General features: G+C 54.4%; 12 protein-coding genes. 5 read left to right on the top strand and 7 right to left on the bottom strand.

Translation table 11 applies throughout. The features are described 5' to 3' along the window. The first annotated feature begins 35 nt into the window (after positions 1-35). On the top strand, positions 36-1,283 hold the full coding sequence (locus tag WM46_RS02115; RefSeq protein WP_102601291.1) for a SulP family inorganic anion transporter: 1,248 nt from the start codon (positions 36-38) through the stop codon (positions 1,281-1,283). Here WM46_RS02115 and mgtE read toward each other — a convergent pair. From mgtE to WM46_RS02085, 6 genes are all read right to left on the bottom strand, one after another. Further along, positions 1,246-2,682, bottom strand: coding sequence for a magnesium transporter (gene mgtE, locus WM46_RS02110; protein ID WP_102601290.1), 1,437 nt, complete (start codon positions 2,680-2,682; stop codon positions 1,246-1,248). The genes WM46_RS02115 and mgtE overlap by 38 nt on opposite strands. A gap of 140 nt (positions 2,683-2,822) precedes the next feature. Continuing rightward, on the bottom strand, positions 2,823-4,466 hold the full coding sequence (locus WM46_RS02105) for a multidrug ABC transporter permease/ATP-binding protein (RefSeq protein ID WP_102601289.1): 1,644 nt from the start codon (positions 4,464-4,466) through the stop codon (positions 2,823-2,825). Positions 4,467-4,541: 75 nt separating this feature from the next. Further along, positions 4,542-5,192 carry a DNA oxidative demethylase AlkB gene (gene alkB / locus WM46_RS02100; protein WP_102601288.1) on the bottom strand — a complete coding sequence of 217 codons (651 nt, stop codon included), beginning with the start codon at positions 5,190-5,192 and terminating at the stop codon, positions 4,542-4,544. Beyond that, positions 5,192-6,256 (bottom strand): bifunctional DNA-binding transcriptional regulator/O6-methylguanine-DNA methyltransferase Ada, encoded by a 1,065-nt coding sequence (gene ada, locus WM46_RS02095; RefSeq protein WP_102601287.1) that lies wholly within the window; start codon positions 6,254-6,256, stop codon positions 5,192-5,194. Before ada ends, alkB begins: the two co-directional genes overlap by 1 nt. An 83-nt stretch (positions 6,257-6,339) precedes the next feature. Next, on the bottom strand, positions 6,340-7,395 hold the full coding sequence (apbE, locus tag WM46_RS02090; RefSeq protein WP_102601286.1) for an FAD:protein FMN transferase ApbE: 1,056 nt from the start codon (positions 7,393-7,395) through the stop codon (positions 6,340-6,342). Positions 7,396-7,511: 116 nt separating this feature from the next. Continuing rightward, positions 7,512-8,642: a porin OmpC gene (locus WM46_RS02085; RefSeq protein WP_061074759.1), complete on the bottom strand. Its 1,131-nt coding sequence runs from the start codon at positions 8,640-8,642 to the stop codon at positions 7,512-7,514. 740 nt (positions 8,643-9,382) lie between these two features. On the opposite strand from WM46_RS02085, the gene rcsD reads away from it, so the two are divergent. Further along, positions 9,383-12,052, top strand: coding sequence for a phosphotransferase RcsD (gene rcsD, locus WM46_RS02080; RefSeq protein ID WP_102601285.1), 2,670 nt, complete (start codon positions 9,383-9,385; stop codon positions 12,050-12,052). 15 nt (positions 12,053-12,067) lie between these two features. Further along, entirely contained in the window at positions 12,068-12,718 is a 651-nt protein-coding gene (rcsB, locus tag WM46_RS02075) for a response regulator transcription factor RcsB (RefSeq protein ID WP_001061917.1), read from the top strand. A gap of 109 nt (positions 12,719-12,827) precedes the next feature. Here rcsB and rcsC read toward each other — a convergent pair whose 3' ends face one another. Beyond that, on the bottom strand, positions 12,828-15,674 hold the full coding sequence (rcsC, locus tag WM46_RS02070) for a two-component system sensor histidine kinase RcsC (RefSeq protein ID WP_102601284.1): 2,847 nt from the start codon (positions 15,672-15,674) through the stop codon (positions 12,828-12,830). Positions 15,675-15,848: 174 nt separating this feature from the next. On the opposite strand from rcsC, the gene atoS reads away from it, so the two are divergent. Beyond that, positions 15,849-17,675 (top strand): two-component system sensor histidine kinase AtoS, encoded by a 1,827-nt coding sequence (gene atoS / locus WM46_RS02065; RefSeq protein ID WP_102601283.1) that lies wholly within the window; start codon positions 15,849-15,851, stop codon positions 17,673-17,675. Further along, on the top strand, positions 17,672-19,057 hold the full coding sequence (gene atoC, locus WM46_RS02060) for an acetoacetate metabolism transcriptional regulator AtoC (RefSeq protein ID WP_102601282.1): 1,386 nt from the start codon (positions 17,672-17,674) through the stop codon (positions 19,055-19,057). The genes atoS and atoC overlap by 4 nt, the downstream gene beginning before the upstream one ends. The last annotated feature ends 175 nt before the right edge of the window (positions 19,058-19,232 follow it).

The following is a 19,232-nucleotide window of genomic DNA, read 5'->3' as shown; positions in this document are numbered from 1 at the left end:
GCTGTTATCAGGCCTTTTCCGACCTGAGAGTAAATATGTCTGTAACCCCTTCGTCTCCTGCTCTGGCAGCAGAACACACTGTCAGTGGCGTCCTTCGCGCCCCACGTCTGCTGGTACGCGAAACGCTGGCAGGGGTGATCACCGCGCTGGCGTTGATCCCGGAAGTGATCTCTTTTTCGGTGATTGCCGGTGTTGACCCGAAAGTCAGCCTGATCGCCTCCGTGGTTCTTTGTCTGGTAATGTCTTTCATGGGCGGTCGCCCGGCGATGGTCACAGCGGCTGCCGGTTCCGTTGCGCTGGTGATAGGCCCGATGGTGCACCAGCATGGCGTACAGTACATTCTGCCGGCGGTCGTGTTAGCCGGATTTATCCAGATTCTGTTTGGTGTTACCGGGATGGCGCGCCTGATGCGTTTTATTCCCGCCGCCGTCATGACCGGGTTTGTGAACGCCCTCGGTATTCTGATTTTCTTCGCCCAGGTCCCTCATTTCTGGAGCAAAAGTCCACTCATCTGGGGACTGTTTTCCTTAACGCTGCTCATTGTGTTGTGGGTGCCGCGGGTGATTAAAAGCATTCCTGCGCCGCTGATTGCCATTGTTTTATTGACGCTGTTTACCGCAACCAGCGGGCAATTGCTGCCGACCGTCGGCGATGAAGGCGCAATGAGCGGCGGACTACCGGGACTGACGCAGCTGTTGGTGCCGCTGAATCTGCAAACGCTGACAATTATCTGGCCCTGCGCACTGAGTATCGCCTTCGTGGGCCTGATGGAGTCGCTGCTGACGGCAAAACTGGTTGATGACCTGACGGTCACGCCGTCGAACAAAAATCGTGAAAGCGCGGGTCTGGGGTTCGCCAACATTCTGGCGGGCTTTTACGGCGGCATTGCCGGTTGCGCGATGATCGGCCAGACCATCGTAAACGTGGAGATGGGAAAAGGCCGCAGCCGCGTGTCGACGATTGCTGCCGGGTTGGTTTTACTGCTGCTGGTCACTGCGCTAAGCGACGTGATGGCGAAAATCCCGATGTCGGTTCTGGCCGGGATCATGGTGATTGTGGCAGTGAAAACGTTCAGTTGGCACAGCATCCGGCCCGCCACCCTGACGACACTGCCCGTGGTGGAAACGCTGGTGATGGTCATTACCGTTGGCGCAACGGTCTCCACCGGCAACCTGGCGATTGGCGTGGTTGCCGGAGTGGTAGCGATGGGATTACTGCCTCGCGTCGTGAAGCGTAAACGACGCGCTACATCAGAAACAGCGTCGCCAGCCCAAGAAAAATAAAGAACCCGCCGGTATCGGTAATCGCGGTGATCATCACGCTCGAGCCGACCGCCGGGTCGCGTCCGAGCTTCACCATCGTCATCGGGATGATGACCCCCATCAGCGCCGCCATTAACAGGTTCAGCATCATTGCCAGGGTCATCACCCCGCCGAGCGCCATGTCGTCGTACAGCCACCAGGTGATCCCGCCCATAATCCCGCCCCAGACGAGACCATTGACCAACGCCACCCCCATCTCGCGCAGAATAAGAAACGTCAGGTTGCCCGGCTGGATGTTTTGTAACGCCAGCGCCCGAACAATCATGGTGATGGTCTGATTGCCGGTATTCCCGCCGATCCCGGCGACAATGGGCATCAGCGACGCTAACGCCACCAGCTGTGAAATGGTATGTTCAAAGCCATCAATCACGCGGGAGGCGATGAACGCAGTACACAGGTTGATAGCCAGCCACGCCCAGCGCGTTTTCACCGCTTTGGGAACGGGGGCAAAAACGTCCTCTTCGGCGCTTAACCCGCCCATCCGACGCAGATCGGTGTCCGTCTCTTCATACACCACGTCGACGATCTCGTCGATCGTTAAGCGCCCCATCAGTTTACCGGCAGGATCGACCACCGCCGCACTGACCAGGTTGTCACGTTCGAAGGTACGCGCCGCATTTTCCGTTTTATCTTCCGGGGCGAAGGTCAGCGGATCGTCATCCATCACCTCGCTGACTTTGCGCTGCACGTCATTGAGCAAAATACAGGTCAGGGTTAGCTCGCCGACCAGCGTTTTGTCGCGGCGGGTGACGAACAGTTTATCGGTGTTTTCCGGCATCTTGCCCAGACGACGCAGGTAGCGCTGCACCACTTCCAGCGTCACGTCCGGTCGGACGGTAATAACCTCGAACTCCATGATCGCGCCGACGCGATTCTTTTCGTAATGCATGACCTGACGCACGCGAGCCCGTTCTTCGGGCGGCAGCGTCGCCAGTAACCGGCCGGTGAGGTTACGTGGCAGGTGCTGCACCAGGTAAATCTGTTCGTCGATATCGAGATATTGCAGCGCCTCAAGTAGCTCCCGGTCGGTCATTTCATCGATCAGGTCGTCCCAGACATTTTCCGAGGCTTCGAGCAGGACGTAACCGCGCTTTTCGCTTTCGATCAGCCGCCAGAGGGCGTGACGTTCTTCTGACGGGAGCGCTTCAAGGGTATCCGCCAGGTCAGGTGGTGGAAGATGGTCGACCAGCGCGCCTACCTCAGCAATATCGTCGGATAGCGTTCCGACATCATATTGCTCAGCCAGGGTGAGCTTGCCTAACAGGGTGGAAACAATGGCTTTATCGGTGGTGAGCAGCCAGATCAGCCGCGCACGCTCTTCATCGCGCAGCCTTGCGCTGTTTTGGTGTTTTGCGAACATTAATCATAAATCCATGATACGAGATGCCATTAAGCATGGCGCGAGGTTCTGTAAATAACAATAAACGGGGGCGTCAGATGGATAAAAAAACAACCGTTGCCCCGAAAAGCCTTGCGCCATCGGGACAACGGTCAGATGAATCAGGCCGTGCGCGCGACCGCATCGCGTGACGCAGCATCACGCTCATCGCCCACCAGTTCACTCAACTGTCCGTCACGCATTTCCAGCAAACGATCGGCGTGAATAAAATAGTGATCGTCGTGACTGATGGCGAAAATGGTTTTCCCCATCTCCTGCATCAGCGGCAACAAGACCTGGTAAAATTCGCGGCGGAAATGCGGATCCTGATCGGCCGCCCACTCATCGAGCAGGATAATGTCGCGATCTTCCGCCAGCGCCAGCAGCAGCGCCACTCGCTTTTTCTGCCCCTTCGACAGTTTCAGATTCAGGATCCGGCCATCGCTCAGTTCCAGTTTGTGCGCCATTTTCAGGTGCTCCAGCCACTTCTCAACCAGTGCAGGATCGGCCGGTTTGCCTTCCGGTCCCAGCAGTTGGTCAAACAGCCAGACGTCGGTGAACACCGCTGAAAAAAGCTTGCGATAATCTTCCGGCTTTTCGGCGATGACAGGCTTACCGTCCAGCAGGATCTCCCCGGATTGCGGCTGGTACAGCCCCGTCAGCAGCATCGCCAGCGTCGATTTACCGCTGCCATTACCGCCGATTAAAAACAGCAACTCACCGCGGTTAATCGTCAGATTCACTGGCCCCACGGAGAACGCGTTGTCCTGATAGTGGAACATGACGTTACGCAGCTCGAGGGTTTTCCATCCCGGGAACGCCTGCGGGCGCGGGAATTGCGCTTTAAACGGCGCCAGCGCGAATTTGTTCAGCTTGTTGAAAGCAACCTGCGCCGTCAGCAGCGTAGGGAGTGCTCCCACCGCCGACAGCAGCGGCGTACGCAGGAACAGCAGCGTTAAGGAGTAGGTCGCCGCGACGTTGGTATCCGCCCAGCCGAGACTGTTTGCCATCCAGAACACCAGGCCAATCGCGCCGAGCATCATAATGTTCGACCAGTTTACTGCGCTGAGGTGGAAGGTATCAGCGCGAATAATGTGGTGACGATACTCTTTGGCATCCGGAATATAGAGGTTGTTGAAGATATGCTCTGCTCGCTCGCGGTTGAGCGTCAGCTCTTTGCGCCCTTCCAGCACCGTCTGATAGTCGTTATACAGCTTATCTTCGGTTTCGCGCAGCGTCGCCATGTGCCGGTAAACCCGCGACACCAGCATAAAACCGCCCCAGATAGTGATCACCATCCAGATAGCTGTCACCAACAGCATTTTAGTCGACAGCATCGCCAGATACGCCGCCGAACCGACGGTCAGAATAATCCCCTGCACCAGTTCAGGCAGACGAACAAAAGCGATGGTGATATTACGCACGTCGCTGGTCAACCCGGCCAGCAGAGAGGCGCTGCCCAGTTGTTCAATACGTTCCACGTGCGTATCAAGAATACGCTTGATGAATTCACTGCGCAGACGGAAGACAAAGTGGTGTCCCAGCGTGGTGAGCGCCAGTTGTGAACCCAGCGTCACCGCCATCAGCAGTAACAGTAGCCCCAGAAATTCCGGTAAAACCAGCAGAGAGGGATCCGCAGTCTCAATAAGACGCTGATTGATAAAAGCGATAAGGCCAATCCCCAGCGCCGCGCTGACGAGGCTGAGCGCCATCACGCTAATAAATGGCCAGCGATACTGCCGCCAGACAAGAAGAAGTAGTTCCATTCATACAACCCGGACAAGGAATAACAGCCCGCAGTTTAAACGTCTCAACGCGTTCAGCAATAATAATTCTTATTTTTATTCTTTTTTACCCGCCTGGCGAAAAGTCAGATTATAACGACAGTCGGCGGTCGCCGGATGGAACCCGGCCTTCAGCGGCTGAATACCGTGGTAAAACAGGCGCGATTCACCGCCCCAGACCACCACATCGCCGTGCTCCAGTAGAACGCGCGTCAGCGGATCGCTACGTTTAAGGCCGCCAAACTGAAAGACAGCCGGTAATCCCAGCGAAACAGAAACAATCGGCGCCCGCAGATCCGGCTCGTCTTTATCCTGATGCAACGAAAGCTTTGCGCCAGGGACATAGCGGTTGATCAGGCAGGCGTCCGGCTGATAATCCGCATAGCCTGCCGCCGTTGCCGCCTGCTGACATAACCTCAGGAAAGACGGCGGAAAATCCGGCCAGGCGAGCCCCGTCAACGGATCGATCGGCGAATAGAGGTAGCCGTGGCTGTCGGTCGTCCAGCCCAGCCGTCCACAGTTAGTCATTGCCACCGACATGGTGTAACCGCCAGGGGTGATCATCTGGCGAAACGGAGACCGACGGGCGACCACCTCAATCTCCTGTACCAGTTGCAGCGCTGTGCTGAAGGCAAAGCGGCGCAAAATGACGGCACCGGGCGCCAGCGGTTCCTGCCAGGGCTGCGAATCGGCAAACAGATCGAGCATTATGCCCCCTCATCTGGCGACTCTCGTCGCAGGATTTGCGCCTTACGCGACACGCCCCAGCGATAGCCGGAAAGCGAACCGTCGCCCCGCACAACGCGGTGACAAGGAATGACGATCGCCAGTTTATTCGCGCCACAGGCGCTGGCGACGGCACGAACCGCGTTCGGCTTACCGATAGCTTTTGCCAGTTGCTGGTAACTGATGGTCTCACCGTAAGGGATCGCCCGCAGCGCCTGCCAGACCTGTTGTTGAAATGCGGTACCCTGAATATCCAGCGGCAACGACAGCGCGACGTCACGCCCGTCAATACTGGCGATAACGTGGTGAATGCGCTGCTGGAATACGGCATCGGCGGGTTGAGCCTGAGCGGCCGGGAACAACGTCTGCAGTTCAGCCATCAGCGCCGCATCGTCATCCCCTAACAAAATGGCGCAGATCCCCCGCTCGCTTTCCGCCACCAGACAACGCCCAAGCGAGCAATCCGCCAGTGCATAGCGCACCGCCAGCTTGTCACCGCCACGACGGAACTGCTTTGCCGTCATCCCAAGCGTCGCATCGGCGTTACGATAGTAGCTGCTGCTGTCCGGGAATCCGGCATTCAGAATCGCCTGCGTCACGCTTTCGCCGTGACTCAGGGCGTCGCGCAGGCGGCGGGCGCGATACGCCTGCTGCCACGCTTTTGGCGTCATCCCGGTCGTGGCTTTGAACACGCGATGCAGATGGTACGGACTCATCGCCACCTGTTCAGCCAGCGCATCGAGCGTGATGGGGTTCTCCTGCTCCAGAAGCTGACAGGCAAGTGTAATTTTATCCAGCCGATGCTGCCGGGCGTTGGCTTTATCCGGCTGACAGCGTTTACACGGGCGAAATCCGGCCATCAACGCGGCCTGCGCGTCGGGAAAGAAGCGGACATTTTTACGCAGCGCATGTTTTGCCGTGCAGGAAGGTCGACAAAAGATGCCGGTCGTCTGCACCGCAAAGACAAACTGTCCGTCAGCATCAGAATCGCGTTCTAACACCGACTGCCAGCGCTGATCGTCATTTACGCATAGAGAATTTTTCATACTGGACTCCTTCGTTAAGCATAGTGCCTGCTTAGCGGCAGTGTGTCCGAAACCCATCACACGAAAACCCGCAATCTTGCTTTCTAATTTTGTTCACGGATGAGGAAACTTTCAAACTGCGGAGACATCCAGGTTTTGAATCCCTCCCCCTCTTTGATGATCATGTACACCGCCAGCCCTTCCCGGCGTACGACCTCTTTGGCTTTCTCCGTGCCGAGTACCATCAGCCCGGTATCCCAGCCATCCGCTTCCAGCGCCGTTGGCGCTATCACCGTGACTGACACCAGATTGTGCTCAATGGGGCGTCCCGTCTGCGGATCGATAACATGAGTGAGGCGTTTGCCATTCAGCTCGTAATAGTTGCGATAGCTGCCGGAGGTACTGATACCGTGCCCGTTAATATCCACCACCGCCTGAACCGCATTTTCACGGTCGGTAGGCTTCTGGATCGCCACCCGCCACGGATGCCCTTCAGCGTTCATCCCGCGACTGTTCAGCGCCCCGCCGACAGAGACCAGATAGCGGGCGATACCTTCCCGTTCCATCAACTGCGCCAGGTGGTCGGCGGCGTAACCTTCGCCGACGGTGGAGAGATCAATAAATAAATCCGGCAGATCTTTTTGCAGGTACTGCTGTTTCGCCTGGTTGATCACCGTCAGGTGCTGCAACCCGCTGTTGGCTTTTGCCGCATCGATTTGCGCCTGCGTCGGGATCTGGACCGGCTGCTTGTCGGGGCCAAATCCCCACAAATTCACCAACGGCCCGACGGTGATGTCCATCGCCCCCTGCGTTTTTTGCCCAATGCGCAGCGCGGAGGTAACAATGTCCGCCATGGCCTCGTTGACAGGCCAGGGAGAAAGACTTTTCGACTGGTTGAAGCGCATCAGCGCCGAATCATTTTTATAAGTGGAGAGCAGTTGGTCGTCAGCATCCAGTTGCGTCTGAATTTTCGTTTGTAGCGCCGATGCTGATTTGGCATCGACTCCGACCACGCTCACGCGCCAGAAGGTGCCCATTGTTTTCCCTTCCAGCACGACCGGAGCCGCGACAGGCGTTTTCGCTGCGTCCGGCGCGTTATCGCACCCGGTAAAAAAGATCGTCGCCGCCAATAAGGCCACACGAGCAATGTTCATTTCCATACGTGATTGTCCTCCTGCGAAAGAGGCGCAAGAGTACACCAAAAACCGGCGGTTGTACGCCGTAAAACCACACAAAAAAAAGGCCCCGCAGGGCCTTTTATCGACATTAAGCAAACTTAGAACTGGTAAACCAGACCCAGTGCAACGATGTCGTCGGTGCTGATACCGGCATCACGAGTGAAGCTGTTGTCATCCAGCAGGTTGATTTTGTAATCAACGTAGGTGGACATGTTTTTGTTGAAGTAGTAGGTTGCGCCTACATCAACATATTTCAGCAGATCTTCATCGTCGTAGTTACGACCGTTGAGAGTCCCCAGGTTTTTACCTTTGGACTGCAGGTAAGCAACGGACGGACGCAGACCGAAGTCGAACTGGTACTGAGCAACCACTTCGAAGTTCTGCGCTTTGTTTGCCCAACCTTCGCCGCCTACACGCGTTGCGTTATAGGTCTGGGTATACTGTGCTGCCAGATAAACGTTGTTAGCGTCGTATTTCAGGCCGCCGGTGTAGGTTTCAGCGCGATCGCCGTTACCCAGATAAGCCGCTTTGTTCTGCTCATCAGTACGTTTGGAGCTGCTCACTGCTGCACCCAGACCGAAGCCTTCACCGATGTCATAAGTGACGGAACCGCCAACGCCGTCGCCGTTCTGACGCAGAGCTTCACGACCGTTGTTAGTCACGCCGGTGTAAGCTAAGCCATCAGCACCTTCACCAGACGGGCTACCGTTTTTACCTTGATACTGCAGGGCAAAGTTCAGGCCATCAACCAGACCGAAGAAATCAGCGTTACGGTAAGTCGCGAAGCCGTTACCACGCTGCTGCATGAAGTTGTCAGAACCGTAGGTATCCCCACCGAATTCTGGCAGGACGTCGGTCCAGGACGTGACGTCATACACAACGCCGTAGTTACGACCGTAGTCGAAAGAACCCGCATCGCCGAATTTCAGACCTGCGAATGCGACACGAGTCCAGGAGTTGTTTTCGGATTCAGGCGCGTTACCCTGGATCTGATATTCCCACTGGCCGTAACCGGTGATCTGATCGTTAACCTGGGTTTCACCTTTGAAGCCGATACGCATATAGGTCTGATCGCCATCAGCGCTTTTATCATCGGAGAAATAATGCAGACCGTCGACTTTACCGAACAGGTCTAATTTGTTGCCGTCTTTGTTGTAAATTTCAGCCGCATTTGCTGCGCCTGCTACCAGCAGTGCTGGTACCAGGAGGGACAGTACTTTAACTTTCATGTTATTAACCCTCTGTTATATGCCTTTATTTGCTTTTTTATGCCACTGCATACTGATTAACCCTCATTAACCAGTCGGCAAGTTCATTCTCCTCAAAATTGCAGAATAATCCAACACGAATATGATACTAAAACTTTTAAGATGTTTCATTTATCCACATAGGTGTTTCAAAATGTAAATGCGAGGGAACTTTTTTTTTGCTTCAAAAAGATAAAAAATAAGCACGATCACTCAAGAAATATAAAAAAACCATAAAAAACAATTAATTACATAAATAAATTTGATAGCACTGAATGACAAAACAAAATCGTCATGCATCACTAAAATATCTCTCGCTATCATCATTAACTTTATTTATTACCGTCATTCATTTCTGAATGTCTGTTTACCCCTATTTCAACCGGATGCGATGCGTCCGGTTTTTTTTTACCCTTCTTTACACTTACTTTCGCTTTATGTGCTACCGCACAAAAATAATAACAACTATTAACTATTTACCTTCATTCAGTCACTGACTGATATCAGAAACCGATTTCTTGTTATTTCGTGCTATTTCTTCTCACTGAACGGGCAATATTTGTACGCCTCTGGTGGGTCTGTACACTTTTACGCCATTTAACTGATGAATTCTTTTTGGCAAAAAATGCAGAACATCAATGAGTAGAGAGTGTGGAAATTCACACCGTACCCTTTATACTGCCCTTTCACCTTCTGCGTTGTTTTACAGGTCATAACCACGAATGAGTCAGTCTGATACAACGGCTACGTCCCGATTTTCCCTCCTGCCGGGAAGCATTACCCGTTTCTTTTTATTACTGATCATTGTATTGCTGGTGACGATGGGCGTGATGGTGCAAAGCGCGGTTAACGCCTGGTTGAAAGATAAGAGCTATCAAATCGTCGATATCACCCATGCAATCCATAAGCGGATCGATACCTGGCGTTACGCGACCTGGCAAATCTATGACAACATCGCCGCGACCACGAATCCCTCAAGCAGCGAAGGATTGCAGGAAACGCGCCTGAAACAGGACGTTTACTATCTTGAAAAACCGCGGCGTAAAACCGAAGCGCTGATCTTTGGCTCGCATGACAGTTCAACGCTGGAAATGACGCAGCGCATCTCGTCCTACCTCGACACGCTGTGGGGCGCGGAGACGGTGCCGTGGTCCATGTATTATCTCAACGGGCAGGATAACAGCCTGACGCTCATCTCGACGTTGCCGTTAAAAGATCTCTCTTCGGGATTTAAAGAGTCGACCATCGGCAGTATTGTCGATTCCCGTCGGGCGGAGATGCTCCAGCAGGCCAATGCGCTGGACGAACGGGAAAGTTTCTCATCGCTGCGTCGACTGGCATGGCAAAACGGCCACTATTTTACGCTGCGAACCACCTTTAACCAGCCGGGACACCTGGCGACCGTTGTCGCATTTGATCTGCCCATCAATGACTTAATTCCTCCCGGCATGCCGCTGGACAGCTTCCGTCTTGAGCCTGACACGACACCCGTCAGCGCACGCAATGCAGATAAAGAATCACCCGACAGCGTAAGTATCAGCTTTAACAGTTCGAAAATTGAAATCTCGTCGGCGCTGAACTCGACGGGAATGCGCCTGGTCTGGCAGGTGCCGTTTGGCACCCTGCTGCTCGATACGCTGCAAAACATCCTGTTGCCGCTGTTGCTGAATATCGGCCTGCTGGCCCTCGCGCTGTTTGGCTATACCACCTTTCGTAACCAGCCTGGACGCACAACGGAAGTCGCGCCGAATACCGCAGCAAATAATGAGCTACGTATTCTGCGCGCGATTAACGAAGAGATTGTTTCCCTACTGCCGCTGGGTCTGCTGGTGCATGATCAGGAAGCGAACCGCACGGTGATGAGCAACAAAATTGCCGACCATCTGTTACCGCATCTGAATCTGCAAAATATCACCAGCATGGCGGAACAGCATCAGGGCGTGATCCAGGCAACCGTCAATAACGAGCTGTATGAGATTCGCCTGTTCCGCAGCCAGGTCGCCCCGCGTACCCAGATCTTTATTATCCGCGACCAGGATCGTGAAGTACTGGTGAACAAAAAGCTTAAACAGGCACAGCGGTTATACGAAAAAAATCAGCAGGGCCGCGTCGCCTTTATGCAAAACATCAGCGAGGCGTTAAAAGAGCCGGTCAAAACGCTGGCGGCAGAGGTTGCCCAGTTGCAAACGCCGGATGCCCAGCAATTGGCGAATCATGCTGACGTGATGGTCCGTATGATTGATGAAATTCAGTTGGCAAATATGCTGGAAAGTGACAGCTGGAAGAGCGAGCCGACCCTCTTCTCGGTTCAGGCGCTGATTGACGAAGTCGTCCCGCAAGTGCTGCCCGCGATGAAGCGTAAAGGGCTGCAACTGCTCATCAACAACCATCTGAAGGCAAACGACGAACGACATGGCGATCGCGATGCACTGCGACGGATCTTACTGCTGTTGATGCAGTACGCGGTAACAACCACCCAGATTGGCAAAATCACGCTCGAGGTGGATCAGGATGAATCGGTGGCCGAGCGCCTGACGTTCCGCATTCTGGATACCGGCGAAGGCGTGACGTTAAGCGAAATCGACAACCTGCATTTCCCGTTCATCAGTGAGACGCAGAAAGACCGTTACGGCAAAGCCAATCCGCTGGCCTTCTGGTTATGCGACCAGCTGGCGCGTAAACTTGGCGGACATTTGAGCATAAAAGCGCGAGATGCGCTGGGTACACGCTATACAGTCCATGTTAAAATGACGCCGCTCGACCAGCATAAAGAAGACGAAGAGCGTCTGCTGGATGATGTCAGCGTAATGATCGACGTGACCTCTAACGAGGTGCGCAACATCGTGCTTCGCCAACTGGAAAACTGGGGAGCAACCTGCATCACTCCGGATGAGAGACTCATAAGTCAAGAATATGATCTCTTTTTAACTGATAATCCGTCTAATCTTACTGCCTCCGGCTTGCTTTTAAGCGATGATGAGTCAGGCGTGCGGAAAATTGGCCCTGGCCAGCTTCGCGTCAACTTTAATATGAGCAACGCTATGCAGGAAGCTGTACTACAACTAATTGAAGAGCAACTGGCGCAGGAAGCGATCCCGGAATCCCCTCTGGGAGGTAATGAAAACGCCGAACTTCATGCCAGCGGTTATTACGCACTATTTGTAGACACAGTACCGGATGATGTTAAGAGGTTGTATACTGAGGCTGCAATCAGCGATTTTGCTGCGCTAGCCCAAACGGCTCACCGCCTGAAAGGCGTGTTTGCCATGCTAAATCTGGTACCCGGCAAGCAGTTATGTGAAACGCTGGAACATCTGATTCGTGAGAAAGATGCTCCAGGAATAGAAAAATACATCAGCGACATTGACGCCTACGTCAAGAGCTTGCTGTAGCAAGGTAGCCTTTACATGAACAATATGAACGTAATTATTGCCGATGACCATCCGATTGTACTGTTCGGTATTCGCAAATCACTTGAGCAAATCGAGTGGGTGAATGTTGTTGGCGAATTTGAAGACTCCACAGCACTGATCAACAACCTGCCAAAATTAGATGCACACGTGTTGATTACCGATCTCTCTATGCCGGGCGACAAGTACGGCGATGGGATCACTCTGATCAAATATATCAAGCGTCACTTCCCGAGCCTGTCGATCATTGTTCTGACCATGAACAATAACCCGGCAATCCTGAGCGCGGTGCTGGATCTTGATATCGAAGGGATCGTCCTGAAACAGGGCGCGCCAACAGACCTGCCGAAAGCGCTGGCAGCACTGCAGAAAGGCAAAAAGTTCACCCCGGAAAGCGTCTCTCGCCTGCTGGAAAAAATCAGCGCGGGCGGCTACGGTGACAAACGTCTCTCTCCGAAAGAGAGTGAAGTTCTGCGTCTGTTTGCTGAAGGTTTCCTGGTGACTGAAATCGCCAAGAAGCTGAACCGCAGTATCAAAACCATCAGCAGCCAGAAGAAATCAGCGATGATGAAACTGGGCGTTGAAAACGATATTGCACTGCTGAACTATCTCTCTTCCGTGACCCTGAGCCCGGCAGATAAAGACTAATTCCTCTTTCAGTTGCAAAATGCCTGATGGCGCTCCGCTTATCAGGCCTACTTACGGAAAACATACACGTTCTGTAGGCCGGATAAGGCAAAGCCGCCATCCGGCATTTTTACCCTCGCGTTTTCCTGACCCGCTCCGCATACACCGCCAGCGTCTGCCGGATAACATCCAGCGTAACCGGCTTCGACAGACAACTGTCCATCCCCGACTCCAGACAGCGCTGCTTCTCTTCGGCTAAGGCGTTGGCCGTCACCCCAACAACCGGTAAAGTCAGCCCCAACTGACGTATGCGCTGCGTCAGACGATAGCCATCCATATTCGGCATGTTAACGTCACTCAGCACGATATCGATATGGTTTTTGCTCAGCACGTTCAGGGCATCCACGCCGTCATTGGCGGTTTTGCACTGATATCCGAGCGATCCCAACTGATCGGCCAGCAGGCGGCGGTTAATCGGATGATCGTCAACCACCAGGATCATCATGTCATCATTGGTGGCCGCCGCTTTTTCCGGGGCCGGTAACGCGGAGGAGAGCGCCTCATCGTCCAGCTCAATACGGTAGATCCGGGCCAGCAGCGCCGGCAGTTCATGCGGCGACGCCACGCTGTGCACCCATTCACCCGGCACCCTTTCCAGTGGAATGCCAATATGGCGCCGACAGAAAATCACCGCCGCCCGCCCCTGCCACGGCTGTTCCAGGGCATCGTCGGTGATCAACACGTCGTCACTCGCCGGTGTCTGCCCTTCATAACGCATCACCTCGACACCGTTACGCGTCAGGCTGTTTTCAACAAACTGGCACAGAGAAGCATTACGCACCGCCAGCCAGCAGCGTGTTCTGGCAAGTCCATCAAACCCTTTTTTCGCCGGATACTGCGCGCCATACAGTGGAATACGCACCGTAAACTGGCTACCCATCCCTGGCTCGGAATCGACCGAGATGTCACCATCCATCATGCTGATCAGCTTTTCGCAAATCGCCAGTCCCAGCCCCGTTCCCTGGAAATTGCGCTGCACGCCCGTACCGACCTGGAAGAACGGATCGAACAAGCGCACCACCTCTTTCGCCGGGATCCCGACGCCGGTATCCCGTACCCGGATGCTGAGATAATCATCGTCGCGGCTGACATGCAGCACAATGCAGCCAATATCAGTGAATTTAATCGCATTGCTCAGCAGGTTAGAAATCACCTGCTGCAGGCGCATCGGATCGCCATTAAGCGCAACCGGCACATTCGGTTCGATAAAGCAGTACAGCCCGAGCTGCTTGCGCACCACCAGCGGCAGATAGTTCGCCGTAATGTGACTCATCACCTCACGTGGCGAGAATTCGCGCGGCTCAATTTTCAACTGCTCCGATTCAATTTTCGAGAAGTCGAGAATGTCACTGATGATTTTCAGCAGCAAACTGGAGGAGTTATTCATCGCCGTCACCAGGCGATCGACCCCTTTTGGCAATTCTTTGGTTTGCAGCAGATCGAGGTTACCGATGATGCCATACAGCGGGGTGCGCAGCTCATGGCTGACGGTCGCCAGGAACATCGATTTCGACTGACTCGCCTGTTCAGCCGCCTGCGCCATCTCCTGCAACGACTCCTCCATTTTGACGCGGGCGGAGACATCCACCAGCACGCAGATCGCCACGTTTTCATTGCGATAGCGAGAATGGACGAAGCTAATCTGCAAATTGGTGTTATTGCTGGTCAGCACATCGACAAAGTTCACCTGCTGCCCACAGATGATTTGCGTCAGCCGCTGTCGATCCTCATGGGTGAGCATGTTCAGGTAGGTGTGCGCCAGCTCGTTACTGAGGATGTTAATACCGTCAACGGTGCGCAGAATACAAATCCCGACAGGCGCGGACGCGACAATCTTACGGTTAAACTGCTCATGCTCTTCCAGACGCTGGGCGTCGCTTTCCGCCGGAATAAAGATCCGTCGTTCGTACATCCGCGCGAGGGTAAACAGCGCCGCCCCCACCAGCACGTTCAGCAGAATGGCATTCAGAATCAGCATCCGGATCCGTTCCAGCACCAGATCGACCGGAACGGAATAGACGATGCTTAACGAAGACGGCGGCAGATTTTTCTTCAGCACCAGCTCACGAAAGCCCGGCGTATAGCCAAACCAGGAGCGCTCCTGCATCCAGCGAGGTTCCGCCTTGATGGTGCCCTCCGGCCCGGTCAGTGAAATCAACGCATGCCCATTTTCATCCAGAATGGTCACGCCCATCGGCAGACTGCCCGGCGTAAAGAAGTTTTCCATCCGAATGGACTGTTCAACGCCCAACAGCGCCTGCAGGCGATTTGCCAGATAAACCGGCGTCAGCGCGTAGAAATAGCCGATCCCCGGACGCGGCCCCTGCGCCACCCAGTAGAGATTGTTTCCGGATTCATCCTGTGGCGCATTGCGGTACTTCATAATCCGCTCGTGCAGCGTTTTCAGCGCATTATCGCGCTCGACGGGCATATCGCGCAGGCCGAAATTCGCCATGCAGAGGTTATCGCTGCCGATGAGAAAAACACGATTCAGATCGTACGCAGCAGAAAAGTTGTCACGCCAGTAGCGCATGAACCACGCCAGCGACTCCAGCGATCCGCGCCAGGCGTTGCCCATTGCCGCGCAGTCGGAATCGGCAAACAGCGGCTGAAAGGTCGGCACCTCGGTTTTATCGTCACGCGCCCGCGAAGACAACACGCCGTTCTCCGCCGTCAGGCGATTCTCCGCGATGTACTTGAGTTCTTTCATCACATCCGACGTGCGCTGAATGTAACGCTGGGCCTGATCGGAACTAAGGTTAAACTCCTGGCGGATCTCAGACTCCCGCTGATGCAGGGCATTCACGATGTAGAACACCGAGGCAAAGGCAATGAGCAGCCAAATCAACAGCGCCAACGCTCTGAACAGGTAGCGCGAGATTTTCAGGGTCGTGCGAAAGGATGCAAGGTATTTCAAAAGGGCGAAGCTCCGCCTCAGGCGATAAATGGAGTGTGGTTAAGGTAGCGGTAAATGCGCGGCGTCGCAATGCCCGCGCCTGCGTTTGCGGGAATATGATACACCGCTGAGAAACCGTTGCCGCAACCCCCGATAATTGGCGTTTGTCAGAAAATGGGTCACAGGGATGCCAGCATGCGCTTTTTGAGAGGGTTATACCCGCGACGCTTACGCAATCAGATGATCCTGATGGCGATCCTGATGGTCATCGTGCCGACGCTATCGATTGGTTATATCGTAGAAACCGAAGGACGGTCAGCAGTCTTATCTGAAAAAGAGAAAAAATTATCTGCCGTTGTACACCTGCTCGATCAGGCGCTGGGCGATCGCTTTACCCATTTTACGGCGCTGCCGCGGGACGAACGTATTCAGGCGTTGAATGCCGAACTCGGCCCCATCACCGAGCGGATCACCCAGGCGTTTCCGGGCATTGGGGCGGGCTACTATAACAAAGCGCTGGATGCGATTGTGACCTACGCCCCTTCCGCGCTGTACCAAAATAACGTTGGCGTGACGATTGCTGCCGATCACCCCGGACGCGAAGTGATGCGCAGCAATGCCCCGGTCGTCTTTTCCGGCCGCCAGGTGCGCGGCGATATTCTTAACTCCATGATCCCCATCACCCGGGATGGCGACGTGCTGGGCTACATCTGGGCGAATGAATTGACGGAAGATATCCAGCGTCAGGCGTGGAGGATGGACGTGCGCATCATTGCGGTGCTGGCGGCAGGTCTGCTCTGTAGCCTGCTCTTGATCGTGCTGTTTTCCCGACGCCTTAGCGCCAATATCGACATCATCACGGACGGTCTGTCGACGCTGGCGCAGAAAACGCCGGCACAACTTCCCAATCTGCCTGGCGAACTGGGGCAAATTAGCCGCAGCGTTAACGCACTGGCGCAAACGCTGCGTGAAACCAAAACCCTTAACGATCTGATCATTGAAAACGCCGCCGACGGGGTGATCGCAATCGACAGACAGGGCGATGTCACCACCATGAACCCTGCGGCAGAAATGATTACCGGGTATACGCTCAATGAACTGGTTGGTCGCCCCTATGCCACCCTCTTCTCCGACCCTCATTTTGCCAGCCCGGTTCTCGATACCCTGGCGCATGGGACGGAGCATCTGGCACAGGAAGTTAGCTTTCCGGCGCGTGATCGCACCATTGAACTCAGCGTCACCACCAGCCGGATCCATAACCCTGATGGTGAACTGATCGGAGCGCTGGTGATTTTTTCCGATCTGACCGCGCGTAAAGAGACGCAGCGTCGTCTGGCGCAAACCGAGAGACTCGCCACGCTGGGTGAACTGATGGCCGGGGTAGCGCATGAGGTGCGTAATCCGCTCACCGCCATCCGTGGCTATGTGCAGATCATTCGTCAGCAAACCAGCCTGCCGGTACATCAGGAATATCTGTCTGTGGTGCTGAAAGAAATTGATTCTATTAATCGTGTCATTCAACAGTTGCTGGATTTTTCCCGACCACGACAAAGCCAGTGGCAGCAAGTACTGCTCAATTCGCTGATCGAAGAGACGCTGATTCTGGTACAAACCTCCGGCGTACAGGCGCGGATCGCGTTCAACGTCGAACAGGATAAAGGGCTGCCAGCCATCGTTGCCGATCGTGAACTGTTAAAACAGGTGATCCTCAATATTTTGATAAATGCCGTGCAAGCCATCAGCGCACGCGGCGAAATCCGCATTCGCACCTGGCAATACTCCGCCACACAACAAGCCGTCATGATTGAAGATAACGGCTGTGGGATCGATATCGCGCTACAGAAAAAGATCTTTGATCCCTTTTTCACGACCAAAGCCTCTGGCACGGGGCTTGGACTCGCGCTCAGCCAGCGCATTATTAATGCCCATCAGGGCGATATTCGCGTTGCCAGCATACCCGGATGTGGCGCGACGTTTACCCTTATTTTACCGGTTAACCCGCAAGGAAACTTGTCAGTATGAAAACCCGCTACCGTATCCTGATTGTGGATGACGAAGATAACGTTCGTCGCATGCTTACCACCGCCTTTTCGCTACAGGGGCATGAAACACACTGTGCCAGCAACGGGGAGGAAGCGTTGCAGCGCTTTGCCGACGCCCCGCCGGATGTGGTGCTGATGGATATCCGCATGCCGGAAATGAACGGGATTGACGCCCTGAAAGTCATGCGCACTCAGCAACCACGCATCCCCGTGATCCTGATGACCGCTTACGCCGAAGTCGAAACTGCCGTCGAAGCGTTACGCAGCGGGGCGTTTGATTACGTGATCAAACCTTTCGATCTCGATGAACTGAATTTACTGATCCAACGCGCCCTGCAGCTGCAGGCGATGAAACAGGAGATCCGCAGCCTGCATCAGGCTCTGAGCACCAGTTGGCAATGGGGACATATTCTGACCAACAGCCCACGGATGATGGATATCTGCAAAGACACAGCGAAAATTGCCCTGTCACAGGCCAACGTCCTGATCAGTGGTGAAAGCGGCACCGGTAAGGAGTTGATTGCGCGCGCCATTCACTACAACTCGCGCCGGGCAAACGGTCCGTTTATCAAAATCAACTGCGCCGCGTTACCGGAGTCACTGCTGGAAAGCGAGTTGTTCGGTCATGAAAAAGGGGCCTTCACTGGCGCACAAACTCAGCGTCAGGGGCTGTTCGAACGCGCCCATCAGGGAACGCTGCTGCTCGATGAAATTGGCGAAATGCCGCTGGTGCTCCAGGCAAAATTGTTGCGCATCCTACAGGAACGGGAATTCGAACGCGTGGGCGGACATCAGACGATTCAGGTGGATATCCGCATGGTCGCCGCCACCAACCGGGATCTCCATGCGATGGTGAAAGAAGGCGCTTTCCGTGAAGACCTGTTCTACCGTCTGAATGTGATTCATCTGCAACTTCCCCCGCTGCGCGAACGACGGGAAGACATTGCGCTGCTGGCTAACCACTTCCTGCAGAAATTCAGTTCGGAAAATCAGCGTGACATTATTGAGATCGATCCGGCGGCCATGTCAATGCTTACTACCTGGCCCTGGCCCGGAAACATCCGCGAACTCTCGAACGTCATTGAGCGGGCGGTGGTGATGAATACCGGTGCCGTCATTTTTGCAGAAGATCTGCCCGCCCCGCTCCGCCAGCCGGTGAGTGGTGGCAGCGAGATAAAAGCCACGCAGCCCAGTGAGCGCAATCTGAAAGAAGAGATTAAACGCGAAGAAAAGCGGATCATTATCGAGGTGCTTGAACAACATGAAGGAAACCGCACCCGCGCCGCCCTGATGTTAGGCATCAGTCGACGCGCCCTGATGTATAAACTGCAGGAATACGGTATCGATACGGCAGGTTTATAGCACCAGAATCTGCTATGCAGAATTTTGCACAGTGCGCAAAATTCTGCATAGCCTCCGCTGACTCCCCGCGCAAAACCAGTTTAAATAATCTTTGTTATTCAACAAATTAATTAATTTTCTCATCCGTTAGCCATTCTGGCATCCCGCTTGCTATTCCCTTTGCGTACCCAAAATG

Origin of the sequence: Citrobacter freundii complex sp. CFNIH2 (assembly GCF_002880615.1) — a bacterium.
Classification (GTDB): domain Bacteria; phylum Pseudomonadota; class Gammaproteobacteria; order Enterobacterales; family Enterobacteriaceae; genus Citrobacter_A; species Citrobacter_A amalonaticus_F.
This window is presented reverse-complemented; position numbering and strand designations above follow the sequence as displayed.